This is a genomic window from Nocardioides sp. AX2bis, assembly GCF_902506435.1.
In the GTDB taxonomy this organism is placed as follows: domain Bacteria; phylum Actinomycetota; class Actinomycetes; order Propionibacteriales; family Nocardioidaceae; genus Nocardioides.
Map to the genome: position 1 here is coordinate 691,691 of NZ_LR733215.1, position 23,156 is coordinate 714,846.

The window sequence follows — 23,156 nt, forward strand, 5'->3', positions numbered from 1 at the left end:
GGAGTAGACACCCACCATGAGCACCCCCGTCCGTCGTACGGCCCTCGGGGCGCTCGCCGCGCTCGGCGCCGTGGCCGCCCACGACCTGGTCCAGAAGAAGCACGCCGTGCTGCGCAACTTCCCGGTGGTGGGGCACGCCCGCTACCTCGTGGAGCGGCTCGGTCCCGAGCTGCGGCAGTACGTCGTGGCCTCCAACGACGAGGAGCGGCCGTTCAGCCGCGACCAGCGCCGCTTCGTCTACGCCTCGGCGAAGATGGAGAACGCCTACGTCGGCTTCGGCACCGACAACGACGTCGAGCGGACCGTCGGCTACCCGGTCGTGCGGCACCGCACCTTCCCCGAGCAGCCGATGGGCGTGATGCCGCACGACGGCGACGACGTGCACCTGCCCGGCGCCAAGGTGCTCGGGGGCCCGCGCGGGCGCCGGTACGCCTTCCGCCCGGCCTCGCTGGTCAACATCTCCGGGATGAGCTTCGGCTCGCTGTCCGGCCCGGCGCTGGAGGCGATGAACCGCGGCGCGCACGCGGTCGGGGCGTGGCACAACACCGGCGAGGGCGGCCTGTCGCGGCACCACCAGCACGGCGGCGACCTGGTCTTCCAGGTCGGCACGGCCTACTTCGCCTGCCGCGACGACCAGGGCCGCTTCGACCTCGACGCGCTGGCCGACCTGGTGGCGGCCAACCCGGTGGTGGCGATCGAGATCAAGCTGTCGCAGGGCGCCAAGCCCGGCCTCGGTGGGATGCTGCCCGGCGCGAAGGTGAACCACGAGATCGCCGAGGCTCGCGGGATCGAGGTCGGCCAGGACTGCGCCTCGCCGGCCCGCCACACCGCCTTCCACGACGTCGACTCGATGCTGGACCTGGTCGAGCGGATCGCGGACCGCACCGGGCTGCCGGTCGGGATCAAGTCGGCCGTCGGCGACCTGCACTTCTGGGACGAGCTGGTCGCGGCGATGGCCGACGGCACCCGCGGCGTCGACTTCGTGACCGTCGACGGGGGCGAGGGCGGCACGGGCGCCGCGCCGATGCTGTTCTCCGACTCGGTGGCCTACCCGTTCCGGCTGGCCTTCTCCGAGGTCCGCCGCCGCTTCGACGAGGCCGGGATCGCCGACCGGGTCACCTTCATCGGATCCGGGAAGCTCGGCATCCCCGAGAACGCCCTGGTCGCGCTGGCCCTCGGCGTCGACCTGATCAACGTCGGCCGCGAGGCGATGCTGGCCGTGGGCTGCATCCAGGCCCAGAAGTGCCACACCGACCACTGCCCGACGGGCGTGGCCACGCAGAAGGTCCGCTACACCCGGGGCCTCGACCCCACCGACAAGAGCGTGCGGGTCGCGAACTACGTCCGCTCGCTGCGCCGGGACCTGTCGAAGGTCGCCAGCGCCGTCGGCGTGCCGCACCCGGCGCTGATCACCACCGACGACCTCGACGTGCTCGAGGGCGACCGGCGACGGACCGGGCTGGGCGAGCTCTACGGCTACGCGCCGGGCGGCGGCCGCCTCGGCGACGCCCTGACCGACGACCTGCGCCGGCTGATGGCCGACGGCGGGCCGAGGGCCGACGGCGGGCCGAGCCGTACGGAGGTCACCGCCCCGGCGGGTTGAGCTCCTTGTCGTGGACGTTGTCCACGTCGCTGAGCATCCGCATGAACTCCGCGGCCCAGGCAGCGACGTCGTGGGCCAGGATCGTCTTGCGCATCGCCTTCATCCGCTTGGTCAGCTCCTTGTCGTCGGCCTCGAAGGCCTGCAGCAGCGCGGTCTTCATGCCGTCGATGTCGTGCGGGTTGACCAGCCACGCCTGGCGCAGCTCGGCGGCGGCCCCGGCGAACTCCGAGAGGACCAACGCCCCGTCGTCGTCGAGGCGGCAGGCGACGTACTCCTTGGCGACCAGGTTCATCCCGTCGCGGTAGGGCGTGACGACCATGACGTCGGCCATCCGGTAGAGCGCCGCCATCTCCTCGCGGGGGTAGGAGGAGTGCAGGTAGCTGATCACCGGGCGCCCGATCCGGCCCAGGTCGCCGTTGATCCGCCCGACGAGGCGGTCGATCTCGTCGCGCAGGATGCGGTACTCCTCGACCTGCTCGCGCGAGGGCACCGCGACCTGCACGAAGACCGCGTCCTCGACGTCGAGGTGGCCGTCGCGCACCAGCTCGGAGAAGGCGCGCAGCCGGGCCACGATCCCCTTGGTGTAGTCGAGCCGGTCGATGCCGAGGAACACCTTGCGCGGGTTGCCGAGCTGCTCGCGGATCGCCGCGGCGCGCTCGGCGACCGGCTCGGAGCGGGCCAGCGTCTCGAAGCCCTTGGCGTCGATCGAGATCGGGAACGCCTCCGCGCGCACCGTGCGCCCGTCGGGCAGGTAGACGAGCTCCTTGTGGGTCTTGTGGCCGACCCGCTGGCGCACCAGGCGGACGAAGTTCTGCGCGCCGCCGGGCAGCTGGAAGCCGAGCAGGTCGGCGCCGAGCAGGCCCTCGAGGATCTGGCGGCGCCACGGCAGCTGCTGGAACAGCTCGGCCGGCGGGAAAGGGATGTGCAGGTAGAAGCCGATGCGCAGGTCGGGGCGCAGCTCGCGCAGCATCTGCGGCACCAGCTGCAGCTGGTAGTCGTGGACCCACACCGTGGCGCCCTCGGCGGCCAGCGACGCGGCCTTCTCGGCGAAGCGACGGTTGACCGAGACGTAGACCTCCCACCACTCGCGGTGGAACTCCGGCTTGGCCACGAGGTCGTGGTAGAGCGGCCACAGGCAGCCGTTCGAGAACCCCTCGTAGAACCCCTCGATCTCCTCGGCGGTCATGCTCAGCGGGACCAGGTTCATCCCGTCGTCCTCGAACGGCTCGAGGTCCTGGTCGGTGCCGCCCGGCCAGCCGATCCAGGTGCCGTCGTTGGCCCGCATCACCGGCTCGATGGCGGTCACCAGGCCACCGGGCGACTTGCGCCAGGTGGTGCTCCCGTCGTCGTTCTTGACCCGGTCCACGGGCAGACGGTTGGCCACGATCAGCAGGTCGGAGGTCACCTCGTCACCCTAGGGCCTGGACCTGCACCGCCCGGTGCACTCCTGGGGGTGAAACCGGGTACGCCGGGGGCCGGTCGAGCCGGTCAGTCGCCGGGGTAGCGGATGCCGACCTGGGTGCGGACGGCGTCGAGCTGGCGCATCAGCGCCGCGGTCTGGGCGTGCGGCACCATCGGGCTCTCGCGGAGCCCGGCGCGCAGGCAGCGGCCGACCTCGGCGGCCTCGTTGCCGTAGCCGCGGCCGAGCACCTCGCCGACCGGTGCGAGGTGCTGCTCGCGCCCGCCGTGGGCCTCGCCCTGCTCGTCGTCGCCGGCGGCCGGGACGAACACGGCCCCGTCGGGGTGGTGGAAGGAGCCCAGCAGGTCGATCCGGCCGCGGTCGGTGGCCAGCGCCGCGGTGCGGTCCGACCACGAGGTCAGCGAGGCCGAGGAGGTGGCCAGCGCCCCGCCCGCGTGGCGGGAGACCACGGTGACGTCGAGGTCGACGGCGTCGTCGCTCAGCGCGGCCAGGGCGGTGGTCTCCTCGGCCGGGCCGAGGAGCAGGTGGGCCAGGGTCAGCGGGTAGATCCCCATGTCCAGCAGGGCGCCGGCGCCGAGGGCGGGGTCGACCAGGCGGTCCTCGGGCCCCGCGTCGACCCGGAAGCCGAGCTCGGCGCGCAGGTGGCGCGGGGTGCCGTACGCCCCGGTGGCCAGCGCCTCGACGAGCCCGAGGACGACCGGGTGGCAGGCGGTCCACATCGCCTCCATCAGGAAGCGGTCGTGCTCGGCGGCCAGCGCGACCATCGTCTCCCAGTCGGCGGCGCGCAGCGCGACCGGCTTCTCGCAGAGCACGTGCTTGCCGGCCTCGAGCGCCAGGCGCACGTGGTCCAGGTGCAGCGAGTGCGGCGAGGCGACGTAGACGACGTCGACGTCCGGGTCGGCGACCAGCGCGGCGTACGACCCGTGCACCGCGGGCGGGTCGACCGGGTCCGGCCCCAGCACGTCGTGGACCAGCGCGGCGGCGCGGTCGGCCGAGCGGGCCCCGACCGCGGCGAGCCGGGCGCCCGGCACGTGGGCCAGGTCGGTGGCGAAGGTGCGGGCGATCTTGCCGGCGGCCAGCACGCCCCAGCCGACGGGGACGGAGGGCTCGGCGGAGGGAGTGCTCACCGGCGCGACGCTAGTCCACCGCGGAGGAGAGGTCGCAGTGCGGCGTTGCGAATGACATCGGTGTGGTTCGACGCCTACAGTGGGCCCCGCACCAGTCGACGATCAGGGAGAACACCGCGATGGACGCTCAGCGCGACACCGGGGCCGAGCAGGCCGGCGGCCTGCCGCAGTCCTCGCTCAGCGACCGCGACCAGGCGATCCTCGAGTTCGAGCGCCAGTGGTGGAAGTACGCCGGCGCCAAGGAGACCGCGGTCCGCGAGCAGTTCGACATGAGCTCGACGCGGTACTACCAGGTGCTCAACGCCCTGATCGACCGCCCGGACGCGCTCGAGTCCGACCCGCTGCTGGTCCGCCGGCTGCGTCGGCTGCGCTCGCAGCGCCAGCGCCAGCGCTCGGCCCGCCGCCTCGGGTTCGAGGTCTGAGCGCCGTGACCGACCCCCGTCGTACCCCGCCCCGGCACGCCCGCGACCAGCGCGGCGTCGCCCTGCCCTCGCCGGTCGTCCTGCTCTCGATCGTGGCCGTCGCGATGGCCGCGGTGGCCTACCTCTTCACCCAGGGGTCGCCGGAGACCGAGCGGGAGGTCGCGATCGTCAGCCGTGACCAGACCCCCAGCGCCTCGCCGTCGCCGACCGAGGCGCCCACGCCGAGCAAGGAGCCGTCGGCGGAGCCCGAGCCCGAGAAGAAGACCCCGCCGCCGGTCAAGCGCGGCGAGGTCTTCGTGACGGTCTTCAACAACTCCGGCATCACCGGGCTGGCCGGTCAGGTCGGCGGCAGCGTCACCGAGGCCGGCTGGCAGGTCTCGGGCACCGACAACTGGTACGGCTCGGTGCCGGCCACCACCGTCTACTTCCCGCCGCAGCTCGAGCGGGCCGCCCGCCAGCTCGCGCTCGACGTCGGGGTGGACCGCGTCCAGCCGGCCGTCGACGGCATGGGCGGCGACCGCCTCACCCTGATCCTCACCGCACCGCTGGGCTGAGCGCCGGACCCCCGCCCCGGCGGGACCCGTCGCGTGGTTGGCTACCTCCCGTGGAATTCACCACCGAGCGCGGGGAGCAGCGCTACGCGGCCCTGGTGCGGGCGCTGCCCGAGGTCGTCGTCGGCCTCGACTTCGACGGCACGCTCGCCCCGATCGTGGAGGACCCCGAGTCCGCCCACATCCACCCCGACGCCGCCGCGGCGCTGCTCGAGCTGGCTGACCAGGTGCTCGCGGTCGCCGTCATCACCGGCCGCCCGGCCCGCCAGGTGCTCGACCTGGGCGGTCTCGAGGAGGTCGGCCGGGGCTTCGCCGAGCGCGGCTGCGAGCTCTACGTCTTCGGCCAGTACGGCCACGAGCGCTGGAGCTCGTCGTCGACCCGCGTGCTCTCCCCGCGCCCGCCGGACGGCCTGGCCGCCTTCGAGCGCGACCTGCCCGCCGTGCTGCGACGCCACGACGCCGCCGACGCCTGGGTGGAGGAGAAGGGCCTCGCCGTCGCCGTGCACACCCGCCGGCTCCCGGACGCCAAGGCGGCCTTCGAGCGGCTGCTGCCGGCGCTGCGCGAGCTGGCCCGGGCCCACGACCTGACCCTCGAGCCGGGCCGCAACGTGATCGAGGTCCGCTCCCCGGGCGCCCACAAGGGCCAGGCCGTCGAACGGCTGGTCGAGGAGCTCGACGCGCAGGGCTTCGCCTTCGCCGGTGACGACCTGGGCGACCTGGAGGCCTTCGAGGCGCTCGGCCGGCTCGACGAGCGCGGCCTGAGCACCCTGCGGATCTGCTCGGCCTCCGACGAGGAGAGCGCCCTGATCGCGCACTCCGACGTCGTGGTCCACGGCCCCGACGGCGTGCTCGACCTGCTGCGCCAGCTGGTCGCCGACGCCGGCACCCGCCGGGACTGACCCGGCCCGGGTGGCCTGCGGCGGGCGCGCCGCTCGGTCCCGCGCGCCGCCACTTGTCGGGCGAGTTTCGAACTTGTCGGCCTTTGCAAAGCCCGACAAGTTCAGAAGTCCCCGGCCGACCGGGGACTTCGCGGTCAGTGGTCGGCGCAGCAGGCCTGCTGGTGGCGCGCCTCGTACGGCATGAGCCCCTGCGCCCCGCGCTGGACCAGCAGCACGCAGCCGCGGTCGGTCCAGGTCGGGCGGGCCCAGCCGTCGAGGTGCACGACGCTGTCGGGGGAGACCTCGCAGCCCATCAGGCCCTCGACCCGCTCCACGGCGGTGGTGGTCTCGACCTGCCGGACGGTCAGCGACCCGGCGAGGCGGTCGTGGCCGGCGAAGCGGACCAGCCGGCCGGACCGGCGCTGCTCGTGCTCGGCCAGGGCCAGCCAGGCGCCGCCGGGGTCGCGGCCCGGGCTGGTCAGGCGCACGCTCGCGGTCTGCACGACCACCGCGGCGGCCGCCAGCTCGCGGCCGGCGTGGACGAGCACGTCGGCCGCGAGCGTGGTGTCGAGGGCCGGCGTGGCGTGCCAGGTGGCCGCCACCGCCACCCGCGGCCGGGGGCCGGCCACGAGGTGGGTGCTGGCCACCGCCGGGTCCGGCACCCGGCCGACTGTGGCCGCCCGTACCCAGGCGCACACCCGCTCGACGAGCGCGTCGGCCGCGGCGTGGTCGCGGCAGCCGGCGTCGACCGCCAGCCGCAGCGTGGCGACCGGTGTGGGGGCGAGCACGGAGACGGGGGCCACGGCGAGCGTCATCGGACCGGGGCCACCCAGACCGGGTTGGTGTAGAACCACAGGTCGGCCCACGGGTCGGCGTCGCCGGTGACGTCGATGGCCGGCCCCGCGGGGTCGACGTCGGCGCCGAGGAAGCCGGGCTGCTGACGGTTGCCGTCGGTGCCGCGCAGCCGCACGTAGAAGGCCTCGTCGGCCTCCCCGAGGTCGTAGCGCAGCGTGAACGTCCCCGTACGCCCCGAGGTGTCCCACTGCTTGACGACCCGGGTGTCGGGGGCCAGGAAGCGGTCCTGGTCCGAGGACCCCCGGTCCGCCTCGACGACCCCGCGGACGAGGTCGACCCGGTTCAGGGACGGCAGGAACTGCGCCCAGTTGGGCAGGCTCTGCGCCACGACCGTCACGGCCAGCTGCACCCGCTCGCCCCGGCGCGGCCGCAGGGTCCCGCCGAGGGTCGCCTCGCGCACGCCGCCCCGGCCGCGGGCGCGGACCTTGACGTCGACCGCCTCGACCAGCCGGCCGTGGTCGACCCACATCCGACCGGCGCGCATGCCGGCCATCACCGAGGCGTAGTCGCGGCGCGCCGCGCCCACGTGGGTGCGGCTGTAGAAGCCGGGCCAGAAGTCGCCGGCCGACAGGTTGATCTCCCCGGCGTACACGGGGTCGCCGTAGCGGCCGTCGGCGTTGAACTGCTCGCTGCTGGAGCCGTCGGGGCGCCGGGAGGTGTCGCTCCAGTTGACGTGGGAGTCGGAGTTGGCGCTGATCGACCACGGCTTGCCCTCGGCCAGCAGGCTGTCCCACAGCCCGCCGACGGTCGAGGTCATCCAGTCGAACCCGCCCCAGGTGCGGTAGCTCTCCGGCGGGTAGCCGGCGAAGGAGTCCGGCCGGGCCGCGTTGCCGTAGAAGCCGCGGGAGGACCCGGGGCCGTACCCGGCGGGGAGCCCGGCGGCCTGGTGGCCCGGCGCGCCCTCGAAGCCGATCGCGATCCGCGGGTCGGCGTCGCGCCAGGCCCGGATCTCGTGCGGGCTGTCGATGCCGTTGCGGGCGGGGTGGTTGGCCAGGAAGAGCGCGTCGCCGACGCGACGCCGGTCGACCTGCTTGCCGAGCCACTGGATCCCGGCGACGGCCAGGGCCTCGTCGGGGTCGGGGGCGACGCCGCCGTCGTAGGTGTTCTCGAACTGCTTGAGGACCGCGACCTCGTTGTCGCCGGGGGCGACGAAGACGGTGCCGTGCTCGGCCGCGGGGATGTTCCACTCCAGGCCCTGGAAGATCAGGGTGCCGGCCAGCTTCTCGCGCGCCGCGACGATGTCGGGGTTGACCAGGTCGACGCCGAGCCGCGCGTGGGTGGGGCCGCCGTGGTCGGTGATCACCATCCAGTCCAGGCCGTACGCCGCGCCGTGCTGCGTCTGGTCCAGCACGGTGTACTGCCCGTCGGAGGAGTGCTGGGTGTGGATGTGGTGGTCGCCGGCCAGCCAGAACCTGGCCGCGGCACCGCCCCTGCCGGGACGGGCCACCGGGGACGGCGCGGCGGCCGCGGAGCCCGCACCGACCCCGGTCATCCCGGTCATCCCGAGCGCGGCGGTGCCGCCGGTGACGCCGGCCATCCGCAGCAGGTTGCGTCGCGACAGCTCCGAGGGGGAGAGGTCGCGGTCGCCGACGCCCTGGGCGTCGGCGGCGGCCGCCGCGGCGGTGGTCTCGTCGACCGGGCGGTGCTCGTGCGGGTGCGCGTGCCCGTGGTGCTCGTGGGAGTGGTGGTCGTGGTCGTGGGTCATCGGTGGTTCTCTCTCCGAGGGGGTCGCGTGGCCTGGGCGCCGGACCCTGAGGGGCCACCGTCACCCGCGCCACCGGCCGTACGGCGGCCACGCGGTGAACCGTCGGCGCCGTCCGCATGTCGGTACGGGGTGACGCATGCTGAGACGGCGGCCTGTACTGTCGAGCGCAGCTCATCAAGAGGGACTGAGGGAACGGCCCGTCGAAGTCCCGGCAACCGCCACGAGCCTCCGCCCAGCTACCCGCCCGGACCCCCGGACGGCGCGCAGTCGGACGTGGAAACGGTGCTAACTCCGTCCCGGTGCGAAAGTCGCCCGGGGAAGATGAGGAGGAGGTTTCTCATGAGCGCCCTGACTGCCGAGAAGACCGGGGTCCCGGACCCCGACACGAACGGTGAGACCACCGGCCTGCGCGAGCGCGCCTTCGGCAACGCCACCGGCCTGAGCTGTCGCGAGTGCGGCCACGAGGTCGAGCTCGGTCCGCACTACGCGTGCCCGGAGTGCTTCGGCCCCCTCGAGGTGGCCTACGACTTCCCCGCCGTGACCCGCGAGGAGATCGAGGCGGGCCCGCGCAACATCTGGCGCTACAAGGCGCTGCTGCCGGTCCCCGACGACATCGAGCAGAGCCCGAACATGGAGCCCGGCTTCACCCGGCTGCTGCGGGCCGGCAACCTCGGCCGCGAGCTCGGCCTGAGCAACCTGTGGGTCAAGGACGACTCGACCAACCCCACGAACTCGTTCAAGGACCGCGTCGTGGCCTGTGCGCTGAGCGCCGCGACCGAGTTCAAGGCCAAGGTCTTCGCCTGCCCCTCGACCGGCAACCTGGCCAACGCCGTGGCCGCCGCCGGCGCCCGCGCCGGGATCAAGACCGTGGTCTTCATCCCCAGCAACCTGGAGAAGCCCAAGCAGGTCAACTCCGCGGTCTACACCGAGCAGCTGGTCGCCGTCGACGGCAACTACGACGACGTCAACAAGCTGGCCTCCGAGATCGCCGGCGAGGAGGACGGCTGGGCGTTCGTGAACGTCAACGTCCGCCCGTTCTACGCCGAGGGGTCCAAGACCCTCGGCTACGAGATCGCCGAGCAGCTCGGCTGGCGGCTGCCCGACCAGGTCGTCATCCCGGTCGCCTCCGGCTCCCAGCTGACCAAGGTGCACAAGGCCTTCGGCGAGCTGGTCCGCCTCGGCCTGGTCGAGGACAAGCCGGTCAAGATCTTCGGCGCCCAGGCCACCGGCTGCTCGCCGGTCTCGGTCGCCTTCAAGGACGGCGTCGACGCGATCCGCCCGGTCAAGCCGGACACGATCGCCAAGAGCCTGGCCATCGGCAACCCCGCGGACGGCATCTACGTCCTCGACGTCTGCCGCAGCACCGGCGGCGCGGTCGAGGACATCTCCGACGACGAGGTCCGCCAGGGCATCCTGCTGCTGGCCCGCACCGAGGGCATCTTCACCGAGACCGCCGGCGGCACCACCGTGGGCGTGCTGAAGAAGCTGGTGGAGACCGGCCAGCTCGACCCCGACGCCGAGACCGTGGTGATCAACACGGGGATGGGCCTCAAGACGCTCGACGCCGTCGCGGACCACGTCGGCCCCGCCGCCACGATCGCCCCGTCGTACGCCGCGTTCGTCGCCACCGGCATCGCCTGAGCCGACCCCGCCGCCCCCCACGACCGTCCGCATCCCCGACCCACGAGGAGACCTGCACCCGTGAGCGTGTCCGTCCGCGTCCCGACCATCCTGCGCAGCTACACCGGGGGTGACTCCGAGGTCACCGCCGAGGGCGCCACCCTCTCCGAGGTGCTCGACGACCTCGACGCGTCGTACGCCGGGATCCGTGCGCGGATCCTCGACGACAACGGCAAGCTGCGCCGCTTCGTGAACGTCTACGTCGGCGACGAGGACGTGCGCTTCCTCGACGACCTGGCCACGCCCACGCCCGACGGCGCGAAGGTCTCGGTCATCCCCGCGGTCGCGGGTGGCTGAGCGTCCAGCGAACGCGGTCCCGACACACGCAGCACACGGTGCCGACACGCGCCGTTCAAGCGCGTGTGGTGTAACCGTCCGGTGACCCAGCGACAACGACTCATCGCCCTCGGCATCGGCGCGGCCGTCGCCGGCGTGACCGGCGGCGGCGGCTTCTACGGCGCCCGCGAGCTGCTGCACCGCCAGGCCGAGCACGCCCGCCGGCTGATCGGCAAGCCGCTGGGGGAGACCCCGCCGCAGGCCGACCGGGTCTGGCGCCGCTCCTACGAGGGCCGCCCGGTCGACCTGCTGCTGCTCGGCGACTCGATCGCCGCCGGTCTCGGCGCCGACCGGCGCAAGGAGACCCTCGGGGGTCGGCTGGCCAAGGGCCTGGCCAAGCGGCTGGGACGCCCCGTACGCCTGCGCACCGTCGCCGTCGTCGGCTCCGAGTCCGCGGCGCTGGCCGCCCAGCTCGACGGCCTGCCCGCGACCTACCGGCCCGACGTGGCGGTCATCGTCGTGGGCGGCAACGACGTGACCCACCGCGTGCCGGTGGCCGACAGCGTCGAGTCGCTCGCGGTCTGCATCCGCCGGCTGCGCGCGGTCGGCACCGGTGTCGTGGTCGGCACCTGCCCGGACCTCGGGCTGCTGCGCCCGGTGCCGCAGCCGCTGCGCAGCCTCGGCTCGCGCGCCTCGCGACAGCTCGCGGCGGCGCAGGAGGAGGCGGCGGTGGTCGCCGGGGCGTACGCGGTGTCCCTGGCCCGCGTCGTCGGCCCGTTCTTCATCACCAACCCCGACGAGATGTTCAGCCTGGACCGGTTCCACCCCAGCCCGCTGGGCTACAAGCGCACCGCCAGCGCCCTGCTGCCGTCGGTGCTCGCGGCGCTCGGGGCGGCCGAGGAGGTCCCGTTCGGCCACGTGGCGCCCGTCCCGGTGTAGCCCTGCTCCTCGCGCGGCCGCGGGCGGCGGGAGGATGGGTGGCGTGAGCACCCGACCCACCGTCCTGCTGGCCACCTTCGACCTCCTGCCCGCCGGCGAGGGCGGCGGGCACCGGCTGCCCGAGGCGCTGGACGCCGCCGGGGTCGACGCGTCCTGGGCGGTCTGGAGCGACCCGGAGGTCGACTGGGCCGCGGCCGACCTGGTGGCGGTCCGCTCGACGTGGGACTACCACCGCCGGCTGCCCGCGTTCCTGGCCTGGACCCGCCGGGTGGAGGCCGACGGGCACCTGCTGGGCAGCGCCGCGGTGATGGCGTGGAACGCCGACAAGTCCTACCTGCTCGACCTGGCCGAGGACCTGCCGGTCGTGCCCACCACGCTGGTCGACGCCGACGGCCTGGTCGAGGCGCTGGAGGCCGGGCTCGCACGCCACGGCACGGTCGTCCTCAAGCCCCGCACGGGCGCCGGCGGCACCGGGGTCGTGGTCGCGTCGCGGTCCGACGACCCGCGGCTGTCCGCGCTCGGCGGGGACGCCTGGCTGCTGCAGCCGCTGGTCGACTCGGTGCGCACCAGCGGCGAGCGCTCGTTGTTCGTGCTCGACGGCCGGGTCGTCTCGCAGGTCGACAAGGTCGCCGCGGGCGAGCAGGACGAGGTGCGGGTGCACCCGCGCTACGGCGGCGTCATGCGCCCGGTCGACCCGGACCCGGCTGCGGTCGCGCTCGCCGAGCGCACGATGGCGGTGGTGGGGCAGCGCCACGGCGGGCCGCTGCCGTACGGGCGCGTGGACCTGCTCGAGGTCGACGGCACCCTCTGCGTCAGCGAGGTCGAGGTGATCGAGCCCGGGCTGTACCTCGACCTCGTGCCGGGCAACGCCACGGCGTTCGCGGCGACGGTGGTGCGCGCGCTGGCCGCCCGTTGAGCGGGACCCGGCGCGCCGCGACGTTTGCACTCGACGGGGTCGAGTGCTAGACATTTCGCTGGCACTCTTACCATGAGAGTGACAAACCGAAGCGGTGCAAGCTGAGGTCCACGCGCCGGCGAGAAAGGGTTCGCCGGAGCCGCTGGACCGTCCGTCGCGGGCAGCCCACCGACTCGGTCCCACCGACTCTAAGCGTGAGGAATCGCAGGAGTTATGCCGAAGCTGATTGCATTTGACGAAGAGGCCCGGCGCGGCCTGGAGCGTGGCATGAACACGCTCGCCGACGCCGTGAAGGTCACCCTCGGTCCCAAGGGCCGCAACGTGGTCCTGGAGAAGAAGTGGGGTGCCCCCACGATCACCAACGACGGTGTGAGCATCGCCAAGGAGATCGAGCTCGAGGACCCCTACGAGAAGATCGGCGCCGAGCTGGTCAAGGAGGTCGCCAAGAAGACCGACGACGTCGCCGGTGACGGCACGACCACCGCGACCGTCCTGGCCCAGGCCATGGTGCGCGAGGGCCTGCGCAACGTCGCGGCCGGCGCGAACCCGATGGGTCTCAAGCGCGGCATCGAGGCTGCGGTCGCCGCGGTCTCCGAGAAGCTGCTCTCGATGGCCACCGAGATCGAGACCAAGGAGCAGATCGCCGCCACCGCGTCGATCTCCGCCGCGGACCCGGTCGTCGGCGAGATCATCGCCGAGGCGATGGACAAGGTCGGCAAGGAAGGCGTCATCACCGTCGAGGAGTCGAACACCTTCGGCCTCGACCTCGAGCTGACCGAGGGGATGCGCTTCGACAAGGGCTACATCTCGGCCTACTTCGTCACCGACACCGAGCGCATGGAGACGGTCCTCGAGGACCCCTACATCCTCATCGCCAACCAGAAGGTCTCGAACGTCAAGGACCTCCTGCCGATCCTCGAGAAGGTCATGCAGTCGGGCAAGCCCCTGCTGATCCTCTCCGAGGACGTCGACGGCGAGGCGCTCTCGACCCTGGTCGTGAACAAGATCCGCGGCACCTTCAAGTCCGTGGCCGTGAAGGCCCCCGGCTTCGGCGACCGCCGCAAGGCCATGCTGCAGGACATCGCGATCCTGACCGGCGGCCAGGTCATCTCCGAGGAGGTCGGCCTCAAGCTCGAGTCGACCGGCCTCGAGCTGCTCGGCCAGGCCCGCAAGGTCGTCATCACCAAGGACGAGACCACCATCGTCGAGGGTGCCGGCGACGCGGACCAGATCGCCGGCCGGGTCAACCAGATCCGTGCCGAGATCGACAAGTCGGACTCCGACTACGACCGCGAGAAGCTGCAGGAGCGCCTGGCCAAGCTGGCCGGCGGTGTCGCGGTGATCAAGGTCGGCGCGGCCACCGAGGTCGAGCTCAAGGAGCGCAAGCACCGCATCGAGGACGCCGTGCGCAACGCCAAGGCGGCCGTCGAGGAGGGCATCGTCGCCGGTGGCGGCGTGGCGCTGGTCCAGGCTGCGGCCGAGGCCTTCGCCAAGCTCGAGCTCGAGGGCGACGAGGCGACCGGTGCCAACATCGTGCGCTACGCGACCGAGGCCCCGCTGAAGCAGATCGCGATCAACGCCGGCCTCGAGGGCGGCGTCGTGGCGGAGAAGGTGCGCAACCTGACCCCGGGTCACGGCCTGAACGCCGCGACCGGCGAGTACGTCGACATGCTCGCCGAGGGCATCATCGACCCCGCCAAGGTCACCCGGTCCGCGCTGCAGAACGCCGCCTCCATCGCGGCGCTCTTCCTCACCACCGAGGCCGTCGTGGCCGACAAGCCGGAGAAGGCCGGGGCCATGCCCGACCCGTCCGGCGGCATGGGCGGCATGGACTTCTGAGCCTGTCCTGAGGAGGGCCGCCAGGCCCGTCTCGAAGGGTCCGCCGCTGCGTGAGCAGCACCTGCACCACCGCACCACTGCACCACCGACGGCCCGTCCGAGCACCGCTCGGGCGGGCCGTCGTCACGCCGAGATGACGCTCGCGGACAGCCGAGGTGACGCTCGCGGCGCGTCGAGATGACGGTTGCGGCGCGTGCCGTCCCGACTACCAGGAGTACGCCGGGGGGCCGGCCTCGCCCGCGCCCGGGTCTCCGCGGCCCTGGCCCCGTCCGGCGCCGATCCCCGTCCCGTCGGCCCGGTCCTCGGCCTGCTGGCGGCGCTCCTGGCCGCGGTCGTTGCGCTCGCCCAGCTCGCCCTGCCGGGCGGCCTGCTCCCCGCGGCCCGCGCGGTCCTGCCCGTCGCCCGGGCCGGACGGCTCGTCCGGAGGCGGGTCGGTCGGCACCTGCTCGTCGGCCTCGGCGGCCTCGTCGGCCGCGGCCAGGTCGTCCTGCAGCGCCGACAGCACCTCGGCAGCCCGCTCGTCGGTGACGGGGCAGTCGCCGAGGGCGCGCACGCCGCGCGCCGGCGCGCCGGCTGCCGCGTGGGCCAGCGCGAGGTCGGTGCGGACCCGGCACTCCTGCTCGGCCGGCGCCAGTGGCAGGGCGGTGGCGTAGCCCCGCACGGCCCCGACCGGGTCGCCGGCGCGGAACCGCGCGGTCGCCTCGTCGTACGGCGCGACCCACGGCTCGAGCAGGTTCAGGGTCCGGTTGGCGGCGTACGCCTCCGCGGCCCGGGCGGGCGCGCCGTCCGCCAGCGCCCCCCGGCCCTCCGCGTCGTGGTGCAGCACCACGACGACCTCGAGCGAGAACGCCGCGGCCGCCAGCGCCGGCAGGACGCCGGCCAGCAGCAGACGCCGCCGCCAGACCTGCCGCCGGCTCCGCTCCCGCCCGCTCACCGGACCGCCTCCGCCCGCGCGGCCCGGCCGAGCCTCGCCTCGTGCCGGCCCTCGAGCCAGCGCCGCCAACCGAGCCGCAGCTCGGGCAGGACGAGCAGGAGGAGCAGCGCGCCCCAGACCCAGCCGGCCTGTCGCCCGGGGACGGCGGGGGCCAGGTCGGCGTACGCGTCGCCCCGCAGGCGCTCGGCCGCCCCGTCGATCGCGGCGTCGCTCGCCGGCGTGAGCTCGCCGGTCCGGGGGAGGTAGTCGCCGCCGACCTCGTCGGCGATCCGTGCCAGCGCGGCGTCGTCGCGGCGGGAGACCGCCGGCGCCCCGGTCGCGGGATCGGTCACCGGTCCGCTGCCGTCGGGCAGCGGCATCCGCCCGCCGCCCGGGGTCCCGTACCCCAGCACGAGGACCGCGTCCGTCGGGCCGGCCAGCGCCGCCCACGACCCGGCCGGACCTGGCGCGGTGTCCTCGCCGTCGGTCAGCACCACCAGCAGCTGCTGCGGCACCGCCGCCGTCGGTCCGGCCGGCGCCCGGTCGGCAGCGCCGCCGAGGATCCCGGCGAGCAGCGGTACGGGCCGGGCCAGCGCCGAGCCGGCGCCGGTCGTCGGCGCCTCGGGGCGCAGCGTGTCCAGCTCGGCGGCCAGCGCCTCCCGGTCGGTCGTCAGCGGCAGCTCCACCTCGGCCCGCGCACCGAAGGCGACCAGGGAGAAGCGCGCCGACGGCAGGGCGCCGGCCAGGGCCGCGACGTCCCTGCGGGCGGCGAGCAGCCGCGACCCGGCCGGGTCGTCGTCGGCGGCCATCGAGGTGGTCCGGTCGACGGCGACGACGACCTCGAGCGGGGGTACGCCGGTCTCGTCCGGGGCGGCCACGTCGCCCACCCCGAGCAGCAGCGCCGCGAGCACCGCCAGCAGCGCCAGGCGCCGCAGGCCGACCAGGGCCAGGACGGCGAGGCGCCTCACCGCGCACCCCCGCCGGTCGCGCGGCCCCGGCGCGCCGCGAGCGCCAGCGCGGCGCCGACCACCCAGGCCAGCACCACGAGCAGCGCCCCGGCCCCGGCCACCACGGCCGCCCACCCGGGGGCGTCGGCGCGCACGGTCCGCGGCGGCAGGTCGACGCGCGCCCGCTCGAGGGCGTCGATGCGCTCGACGACCGCGTCGGTGCCGCCGTCGCTGCCGACCAGCGCCAGCAGCCCGCCGGTCGCCTCCGCCGCCCGGGCCAGCTCCTCTCGCGCGGTGGTGCGCCCGGGCCCCGCGAGGTCGGGAGCCCCGACGGCGTAGACGAGGACGTCGCGCCGGGCGGCGTACGCCGCGGCCTGGTCGAGGTCGTAGACCGACTCGCCCAGGGGGTCGTTGTCGGAGGAGAGCACGACCGCCCGGGCCCGCTCCTCCTCGGGCCGGTCGAACCGCTGGGCGCACGAGACCAGGCCGTCGCCGATCAGGGAGGCGCGCGGGTCGGGCAGCTGGACCCCGGCGAAGTACGACTCGTCGCCCCGCGCGAACGCCCGTTCCGCGACGGCGAGCTGGTCCAGGACGTAGGCCCGGTCCTCGGTCAGCGGGAACACGGTGACGGCCGCGCCGCTCCACAACGTGAGCCCGACCCGGTCGCCCTCGAGGTCGTCGACGACGTCCCGGACGGCGCGCACCACCTCGACGTTGTCGTCGTCCATCGAGGCGGAGGCGTCCAGGCAGAGCATCACGTCGCGGCTGCGCTCCTCGCCGCGCTCGGTCTGCTCGACCTGCGGCCGGGCCACGACCACGGCCGCCCCGGCCACCGTCACCAGCGCCCCGAGCGCGAGCAGCGCGCCGAGCGCCCGCCGTCGCCGCACGAGCACGCGGTGCCGTGGCAGCGCCCGCAGCCGGGCGACGTGCGCGACCAGCACGGGGTCGGCCCGCCCGGGCCGCGCCGGGCGGCGGGCGCGCCGGACCCGCAGGCCCCACCACGCCAGTAGCAGGACGACCAGCACCAGCACCGCGGGCAGCACCAGGGGCCAGGCCAGGCCGTCGGGCCACCGCAGCGCGATCAGTCCCACGTCGTCACCAGCTCACGGGCGCGGGCCAGGGAGCCGGCGAACCGGTCCCGGGCGAGCACCTCGCCGGGCGCGAACTCCGGCGGGTACACCTCCGCGAGCAGCGCCGCGAGCACCTCCGGGCCGTCCCGGCGCGCGTCGGCCAGGGTCATCGCCCGGGCCGGCCGGCCGGTCACGGCGGCCAGGTAGCCGCGGACCGCGTCGCTGACCTCCTGGTGACCGGCCCGCGGGGACGTGCGGCCCGCGGCGACCGCGGCGCCCACCTCGTCGAGCCGGGCCAGGGCGACCTCGCGGGCGGTACGCCGGGCGCGCCCGGCGACCGGGGCCACCTGGTCGCCGGGCCGACGTGGACGGGTGGCCAGCAGGACGACCGCGACGTAGGCGACGACCAGCAGCACGGCGCCCGCGGCGACCAGCGCCCACGGCACGGCGTACCCGACCGGGCCGGCGACGTCCCCGACGGCCCGCAGGTCAGCGACGGCGGCCACGCCGGTGCCTCTCCAGCAGGCGCAGCACCGCGCGCACGGCGTCGTCCGCGTCGCCCACCCGCTCGTACGACGCGCCGGCGGCAGCGGCCGCGTCGGCCAGCGCGCGGGTGCGGACGGCGGTGCCGGCGGCGTGCTCGGACCGCAGCCGGCGGTCGTCGCGCAGCCAGCCCGGCAGCGGGGCGCCGGCGTCGAGGTCCCAGGTGCCGGCGGCCAGCGCCGGGTCGGTGGGGTCGAGGTCGCCGATCCCGGCGACGAGGACCTCGTGCTGCGCGGCCAGGCGTCGCAGCACCGTGACCAGTGCGGGCGTGGCGTCGACGTCGTCGCAGACCACGAGCAGGATCGTGCGGCGGCGCACGGTGCGAGCGACGTGCCGCAGGAGGCCGACCAGGTCGGTCGGGGCGGCCTCGGGGGTGGTCGCGGTGTGCGCGGCCTGGAGGCACCGCTCGAGGTGGGCGGCGCCGCCGGCCGGGCGCAGCACGTGGTGCCCGTCGGCGTCGCCGTGGGCCAGGCAGACCGCGTCGCCATGGCGTACGGCGAGCCAGCCGACCAGGCCGGCGACGAGGACGGCCAGGTCCTTCTTCGCGGTCGCCCCGGCGCCGGTGCCGTCCGGTCCGGGTCGGCGGTGGGCGGCCATCGACCGGCCCGTCGGCACGACCAGCAGGGCGGTGTGGCGCTTGTCGGCGACGTACCGCTTGACCAGCAGCTCCCCGCTGCGCGCCGACGCCTTCGGCTCCAGGTCCTTCGGGTCGTCGCCGCGCACGTAGGGGCGCAGGTCGGCCAGCTCGATGCCGCGGCCGGTGTGGACCGCGGCGTACCCGCCCTCGAGCATCCCGCGGACCAGGCGGTGCGCGGGCAGGGCCAGGCGGGCCTGGACCCGGGGGACGAGGGCGGTCACGGGTGCGCGGTCAGGGGGTGGGGACGGCGGCGAGGACCGCGTCGACGACGACCTCGGGGCGTACCCGGTCGGCCACGGCCTCGAAGGAGAGGTGCAGCCGGTGGCGCAGCACCCCGTGGGCCAGCTCGCGTACGTCCTCGGGCACGACGTAGTGGCGTCCGTGCAGCACCGCGAGCGCGCGGGCGACCTGGAAGAACGCGATCGAGGCGCGCGGGCTGGCGCCGGTCTCGACGTAGGCCCCGAGCTCGGGACCGACCAGCGAGCCGACGGCCCGCGTGCCTGCGACCACGTCGACGATGTAGCGGCGCACAGCCGGGTCGACGTAGACGCGGTCGACCAGCGCCTGGAGCGCCTCGACCTCGCCGGGACCGACGACCGCGGCGACCGGGCTGGTCTCGCGGCCGAGCGTGCCGGCGTCGACGCGGTCCAGCACCCCGACCTCCTCCTCGGCGGTGGGGTAGTCGAGCACCTCCTGGAGCAGGAACCGGTCGAGCTGGGCCTGCGGGAGGACGTAGGTGCCCTCCTCCTCCAGCGGGTTCTGCGTGGCCAGCACCAGGAACGGGCGGGGCAGCGGGTGCACCTCGCCGGCGATCGAGGTCTGCCGCTCCTGCATCGCCTCGAGCATCGCCGACTGCGTCTTGGCGCTGGCCCGGTTGATCTCGTCCAGCAGCACGACGTGGGCGTGCACGGGGCCGAGCTGGGTGGTGAAGGTGTGGTGGCGGGGGTCGTAGACCTGGGTGCCGACGATGTCGCTAGGCAGCAGGTCGGGCGTGCACTGGATCCGGTTGAACGACGCCCCGACGGCCTCGGCCAGGGTGGAGGACGCCAGGGTCTTGGCCAGCCCGGGGACGCTCTCGACCAGCAGGTGCCCCTCGGCCATCAGGGCCACCAGCAGCGCCCGCCGCAGCCGGTCCTGGCCCACGACCCGGCTGGCGAAGGCGGCGGTGACCCGGTCGAGCACGTCCGCGGCCGCCGCCAGCTCCTCGGTGGTGAGCGGGCCCGGGGTCGTGGGGGCGGGACGGGTGGCGGGGGCGGGGCGGGTGCTGCCGAGCGACATCGGCCGCGCTCCTCACGCTCGGGGACCAGGGGCAGCCGGGTACGCCCCGGGGAGCGGCCGGCAGGCCCCATTGTGGGGGGTGCCGGGACGGGCCGCCCCCCGCACCGCCGAGATGACGCTCGCGGACAGCCGAGATGACGCTCGCGGCGCGTCGAGATGACGATTCCGGCGCACCGCACAAGCGGCCGTGGCCTCAGCGGAAGACCCAGTGCCGCAGCGCGACGAAGCGCAGCACGGTCACCGCGAGGTTCGCCGCGGTCAGCACCACGACCTCCAGCACGGCGGACGTGCTCGTCGTCGCGTGCAGCGCCGCCAGGGCCAGCGACGTCACGGCCAGGCCGACGCCGAGCACGACGAGCCCGCCGGCCTGGTGACGCAGCGCCCGCTCGGGTCCGCGTACCCCGAAGGTGAAACGCCGGTTCGCCGCGGTGTTCACCGCCGCGGTGAGCAGCAGCGCCAGCACGTTGGCGACCTGGGCGCCGGCGGGGTCGCGCAGCACGAGGTAGAGGACGGCGTAGGCCAGCGTCGAGAGCACCCCGACGACGAGGAACACCGCGAGCTGGCTGCCCAGACGGCCCCGCCCGGCGTCGGCGCTCGTCCGCCCGAGGTGCTCGGCGACCTCGCGCAGCGGGAGCCGCCCGCGCAGCAGCGCCGTGCCCAGCCGCAGCACCCCGCGTACGTCGTCGCGGGCGGTGCGCCACACGTCGACCGAGCTCGCGGGGTCGTCGCGCCAGTCGACGGGGACCTCGTGGATGCGCAGCCCGGCCCGTTCGGCCAGGACGAGCAGCTCGGTGTCGAAGAACCAGCCCTCGTCCTGAACCAGCGGCAGCAGCTCGCGCGCCACGTCACGCCGTACGGCCTTGAAGCCGCACTGGGCGTCACGGAACCGCGCCCGCAGCGACCCACGAAGCAGCAGGTTGTAGCCCCGGCTGATCACCTCCCGCCGCGGCCCCCGCTGCACCCGCGAGCCGCGGGACAGCCGCGAGCCGATCGCGAGGTCGGAGTGCCCGCTGACCAGCGGCGCGACCAGCGGCAGCAGCGCGTTCAGGTCGGTCGAGAGGTCGACGTCCATGTAGACCAGCACGGCGCTGTCCGAGCGGGACCACACGTGACGCAGCGCGCGGCCGCGGCCCCGCTGGTCGAGCCGCACCGAGCGGACCTCCGGGTACGCCGCGGCCAGCGTCCGTGCGATCTGCGGCGTCCGGTCGGTGCTGGCGTTGTCGGCCACGGTCACCGTGAAGCTCCACGGCATCCCTCGTAGGTGCTCGACCACCCGTCGCACGCTCTCGCCGAGCTGCTCCTCCTCGTCGAGCACCGGGATCACCACGTCGAGGACGGTGGCGGTGGTGACCTGCTCCTGCCCGGCGCCCTCGTCGCGCAGGTCGAGCGCGGTCACGCGATCCCGCCCGACAGGTCGTAGAGCGTCGTGCCGTCGACGGTGGTCGCGGTGAAGGTCGACTCCACCCAGTCGGCGATCTCGCTGCTGCCGCCACCCCCGGGCGCCATCCCGCCGCCCTCGGTGGCCAGGAACCAGTGCACCTGCCCGTCGGCGACGAGCTCCTGGAACTCCGCCAGCGTCGGGCTGGGGTCGGAACCGTTGAACCCGCCGATGGGCATCACCGAGCGCTCGGTGGCCAGCTGGTAGCCGGCGGCGTTGTTCGCGCCGACGGTGGCGGCCACCCAGGTGTAGTCGTCGGCGTCCTGCAGCAGGACGGCGGTCAGCTCCGCGGACGGCTCGGTGGCCTCGAGCAGGCCGCCGGCGCCGCCGGGCATCCCGCCGGGCATCCCGCCCGTCGGAGGTGTGCCGGGCATCCCGCCGGGAGCACCGCCCGGTGCCGCGCCGGCGGGGGGCGTGCCGGGGAAGCCGCCGGGCATCCCGCCCGGCATCCCGCCCGGCATCCCGCCCGGCATCCCGCCCATGCCTCCGGCGACCTCCGGGCCCGCGGTCGGGATCGAGCCGGTGTGCACGCTCGCGGCGGTGTCCACGGCGTACGCCGCCGGCCCGCCCAGCGAGGCCAGGACCCCGATCGTGACCGCCGCGGCCACCAGGACCCGCGGGAGGAGGGACCGGGCCGCGACCCCGACGGCGGCGACCAGGCCACCGACGAGCACGACCCACCGCAGCCAGGGCAGGAAGTCCGCGCTGCGGCCGAGCAGGACGAACGCCCACGAGGCGGTGGCCGCCACGGCCAGGCCGAGCAGCACCGACGCGACCCGGGTCCGGGCCTGCCACAGCGCCCACGCCCCCGTACCGACCAGTGCCGCGACGGCCGGCGCCAGCACCACGGAGTAGTAGGCGTGGAAGATGCCCGCCATCAGGCTGAAGGTCAGCCCGGTGACGAGCAGCCAGCCCAGCCACAACAGGGTCGAGGCGCGGGCGAGCGGGTGCCGCCGGGCGTACCAGAGCGCGGCGAGCCCGAGCAGCAGCGCGGCGGGGACCAGCCAGGAGGCCTGCCCGCCGTTCTCGGCGTCGAAGAGGCGCAGCAGGCCGGTCTGGCCCCAGCCGGCCCCGCCGCCGACGGACCCGGTCTCGTCGCCGGTGAGTCGGCCGAGGCCGTTGTAGCCCAGCGTGAGCTCGAGGATCGAGTCGGTCTGCGACCCGCCGATGTAGGGCCGCGCACCGGCCGGGACGAGCTCGACGACCGCGACCCACCAGCCGCCGGCCACGACCATGGCGCCGAACGCCACGAGCAGGTGGACCAGCCGTCGCCGCAGCGGCACGCCGGCGAGCAGGAGGTAGACCAGGGCGAACGCCGGCAGCACCAGGAAGGCCTGCAGCATCTTGGTGAGGAAGGCCAGGCCGACCAGGGCGCCGCCGAGGGCCAGCCACAGCGAGGGCCGCCCGACGGCAGCCCTGCCGGCCTCGACCCCGCGCAGGGTCGCCCACGCCGCGGCGGTCAGCAGCAGGGTGAGCAGGGCGTCGGGGTTGTCGAAGCGGAACATCAGGACCGCCACCGGCGTCAGCGCCATCGTCGCGCCGGCCAGCAGCGCGGCGCCGTCCGAGCCGGTGGTGCGCCGCACGAGCCGGTGCAGGAGCGCGACCGTGGCGACCCCCATCAGCGCCTGCGGCACCAGCAGGCTCCAGGACGACAGGCCGAAGAGGCGTACCGACAGCGCCATCGGCCACAGCGACAGCGGCGTCTTGTCGACGGTGATCGATCCGGCCGCGTCGCTGGCGCCGTAGAAGAACGCCGACCACGACTCCGACCCGGCCTGCGCGGCGGCGGCGTAGAACGAGTTGCCCCAGCCGTTCGCGCCGAGGTCGACCAGGTAGAGCGCGGCGGTGGCCAGCAGGAGCACCGCGTACGCCGGGCGCGCCCAGCGCGGGCTGTCGCCGTCGGACCGCAGGCCGGGGCCGGCGGGCGTACGGACGGGGGTCGGCGGACTGGCGGAGGGGACCGCCGGGAGCGGCGGGTGCGTGTCGGTCGAGGTCATGGCGTCCACGCTCGGCGGGAGCGCTGGCACGGGCGTGTGGTCGGGCTGTGGTGACGCTGTGAAGGCCGGGACGCGCCGGAATCGTCACCTCGACGCGCCGCGAGCGTCATCTCGACGCGCCG

At 74.9% G+C, this 23,156-nt stretch carries 21 protein-coding genes and 1 riboswitch; of the genes, 9 read left to right on the forward strand and 12 right to left on the reverse strand.

Translation table 11 applies throughout. The features are described 5' to 3' along the window. Positions 1-16: 16 nt before the first annotated feature. Entirely contained in the window at positions 17-1,603 is a 1,587-nt protein-coding gene (locus GV155_RS03325; RefSeq protein WP_160005219.1) for an FMN-binding glutamate synthase family protein, read from the forward strand. Here the strand turns inward: GV155_RS03325 and GV155_RS03330 are convergent. Then, the gene (locus tag GV155_RS03330; RefSeq protein ID WP_160005221.1) at positions 1,584-3,008 is read right to left on the reverse strand and encodes an alpha,alpha-trehalose-phosphate synthase (UDP-forming); all 1,425 of its coding nucleotides are present in this window, start codon (positions 3,006-3,008) and stop codon (positions 1,584-1,586) included. The genes GV155_RS03325 and GV155_RS03330 overlap by 20 nt on opposite strands. 83 nt (positions 3,009-3,091) lie before the next feature. Beyond that, positions 3,092-4,150 carry a Gfo/Idh/MocA family protein gene (locus GV155_RS03335; RefSeq protein ID WP_160005223.1) on the reverse strand — a complete coding sequence of 353 codons (1,059 nt, stop codon included), beginning with the start codon at positions 4,148-4,150 and terminating at the stop codon, positions 3,092-3,094. 119 nt (positions 4,151-4,269) lie between these two features. Between GV155_RS03335 and GV155_RS03340 the strand changes: the two genes are divergently transcribed. From GV155_RS03340 to otsB, 3 genes are read left to right on the forward strand one after another with little or no spacing between them, the layout of a single operon-like run. Next, positions 4,270-4,572, forward strand: a complete 303-nt coding sequence (locus GV155_RS03340) for a DUF3263 domain-containing protein (protein ID WP_160005225.1) — start codon at positions 4,270-4,272, stop codon at positions 4,570-4,572. A gap of 5 nt (positions 4,573-4,577) precedes the next feature. After that, a complete protein-coding gene (locus GV155_RS03345; RefSeq protein WP_236553919.1) occupies positions 4,578-5,126 on the forward strand; it encodes a LytR C-terminal domain-containing protein in 549 nt (182 codons plus the stop codon). A gap of 50 nt (positions 5,127-5,176) precedes the next feature. After that, positions 5,177-6,022, forward strand: coding sequence for a trehalose-phosphatase (gene otsB / locus GV155_RS03350; protein ID WP_160005227.1), 846 nt, complete (start codon positions 5,177-5,179; stop codon positions 6,020-6,022). 134 nt (positions 6,023-6,156) lie between these two features. Here the strand turns inward: otsB and GV155_RS03355 are convergent, their stop codons facing one another. Then, positions 6,157-6,804 (reverse strand): hypothetical protein, encoded by a 648-nt coding sequence (locus tag GV155_RS03355; RefSeq protein WP_160005229.1) that lies wholly within the window; start codon positions 6,802-6,804, stop codon positions 6,157-6,159. A gap of 8 nt (positions 6,805-6,812) precedes the next feature. Then, positions 6,813-8,561, reverse strand: coding sequence for a histidinol-phosphatase (locus GV155_RS03360; protein ID WP_160005231.1), 1,749 nt, complete (start codon positions 8,559-8,561; stop codon positions 6,813-6,815). Between the two features lie 168 nt (positions 8,562-8,729). Next, positions 8,730-8,889, forward strand: a riboswitch (SAM riboswitch). An 11-nt stretch (positions 8,890-8,900) separates the two neighbouring features. Between GV155_RS03360 and thrC the strand changes: the two genes are divergently transcribed. The 5 genes from thrC to groL all read left to right on the forward strand — a co-directional run bounded on the left by thrC (position 8,901) and on the right by groL (position 14,211). Next, positions 8,901-10,202: a threonine synthase gene (gene thrC, locus GV155_RS03365; RefSeq protein WP_160005233.1), complete on the forward strand. Its 1,302-nt coding sequence runs from the start codon at positions 8,901-8,903 to the stop codon at positions 10,200-10,202. A gap of 60 nt (positions 10,203-10,262) precedes the next feature. Next, the gene (locus GV155_RS03370; protein ID WP_160005235.1) at positions 10,263-10,538 is read left to right on the forward strand and encodes a MoaD/ThiS family protein; all 276 of its coding nucleotides are present in this window, start codon (positions 10,263-10,265) and stop codon (positions 10,536-10,538) included. A gap of 81 nt (positions 10,539-10,619) precedes the next feature. Beyond that, on the forward strand, positions 10,620-11,456 hold the full coding sequence (locus GV155_RS03375) for an SGNH/GDSL hydrolase family protein (RefSeq protein WP_201300041.1): 837 nt from the start codon (positions 10,620-10,622) through the stop codon (positions 11,454-11,456). Positions 11,457-11,499: 43 nt separating this feature from the next. Further along, entirely contained in the window at positions 11,500-12,372 is an 873-nt protein-coding gene (locus tag GV155_RS03380) for an ATP-grasp domain-containing protein (RefSeq protein ID WP_160005237.1), read from the forward strand. A 213-nt stretch (positions 12,373-12,585) separates the two neighbouring features. Next, positions 12,586-14,211 carry a chaperonin GroEL gene (gene groL, locus GV155_RS03385; protein WP_160005239.1) on the forward strand — a complete coding sequence of 542 codons (1,626 nt, stop codon included), beginning with the start codon at positions 12,586-12,588 and terminating at the stop codon, positions 14,209-14,211. 205 nt (positions 14,212-14,416) lie between these two features. Here groL and GV155_RS03390 read toward each other — a convergent pair whose 3' ends face one another. The 8 genes from GV155_RS03390 to GV155_RS20945 form a co-directional block, all read right to left on the reverse strand. Further along, a complete protein-coding gene (locus tag GV155_RS03390; protein WP_160005241.1) occupies positions 14,417-15,145 on the reverse strand; it encodes a hypothetical protein in 729 nt (242 codons plus the stop codon). After that, entirely contained in the window at positions 15,142-16,092 is a 951-nt protein-coding gene (locus GV155_RS03395) for a VWA domain-containing protein (protein WP_160005243.1), read from the reverse strand. The genes GV155_RS03390 and GV155_RS03395 overlap by 4 nt, the downstream gene beginning before the upstream one ends. Continuing rightward, positions 16,089-17,162, reverse strand: coding sequence for a VWA domain-containing protein (locus GV155_RS03400; RefSeq protein WP_160005245.1), 1,074 nt, complete (start codon positions 17,160-17,162; stop codon positions 16,089-16,091). Before GV155_RS03400 ends, GV155_RS03395 begins: the two co-directional genes overlap by 4 nt. After that, positions 17,153-17,647 carry a hypothetical protein gene (locus GV155_RS03405; RefSeq protein WP_160005247.1) on the reverse strand — a complete coding sequence of 165 codons (495 nt, stop codon included), beginning with the start codon at positions 17,645-17,647 and terminating at the stop codon, positions 17,153-17,155. The genes GV155_RS03400 and GV155_RS03405 overlap by 10 nt, the downstream gene beginning before the upstream one ends. After that, positions 17,631-18,542, reverse strand: coding sequence for a DUF58 domain-containing protein (locus GV155_RS03410; protein WP_160005249.1), 912 nt, complete (start codon positions 18,540-18,542; stop codon positions 17,631-17,633). Before GV155_RS03410 ends, GV155_RS03405 begins: the two co-directional genes overlap by 17 nt. A gap of 10 nt (positions 18,543-18,552) precedes the next feature. After that, positions 18,553-19,599 (reverse strand): AAA family ATPase, encoded by a 1,047-nt coding sequence (locus GV155_RS03415; RefSeq protein ID WP_160005251.1) that lies wholly within the window; start codon positions 19,597-19,599, stop codon positions 18,553-18,555. 193 nt (positions 19,600-19,792) lie between these two features. Further along, the gene (locus GV155_RS03420; RefSeq protein WP_236553921.1) at positions 19,793-20,995 is read right to left on the reverse strand and encodes a bifunctional glycosyltransferase family 2/GtrA family protein; all 1,203 of its coding nucleotides are present in this window, start codon (positions 20,993-20,995) and stop codon (positions 19,793-19,795) included. Continuing rightward, positions 20,992-23,034 carry an ArnT family glycosyltransferase gene (locus tag GV155_RS20945; protein WP_160005253.1) on the reverse strand — a complete coding sequence of 681 codons (2,043 nt, stop codon included), beginning with the start codon at positions 23,032-23,034 and terminating at the stop codon, positions 20,992-20,994. The genes GV155_RS03420 and GV155_RS20945 overlap by 4 nt, the downstream gene beginning before the upstream one ends. Between the last annotated feature and the right edge of the window lie 122 nt (positions 23,035-23,156).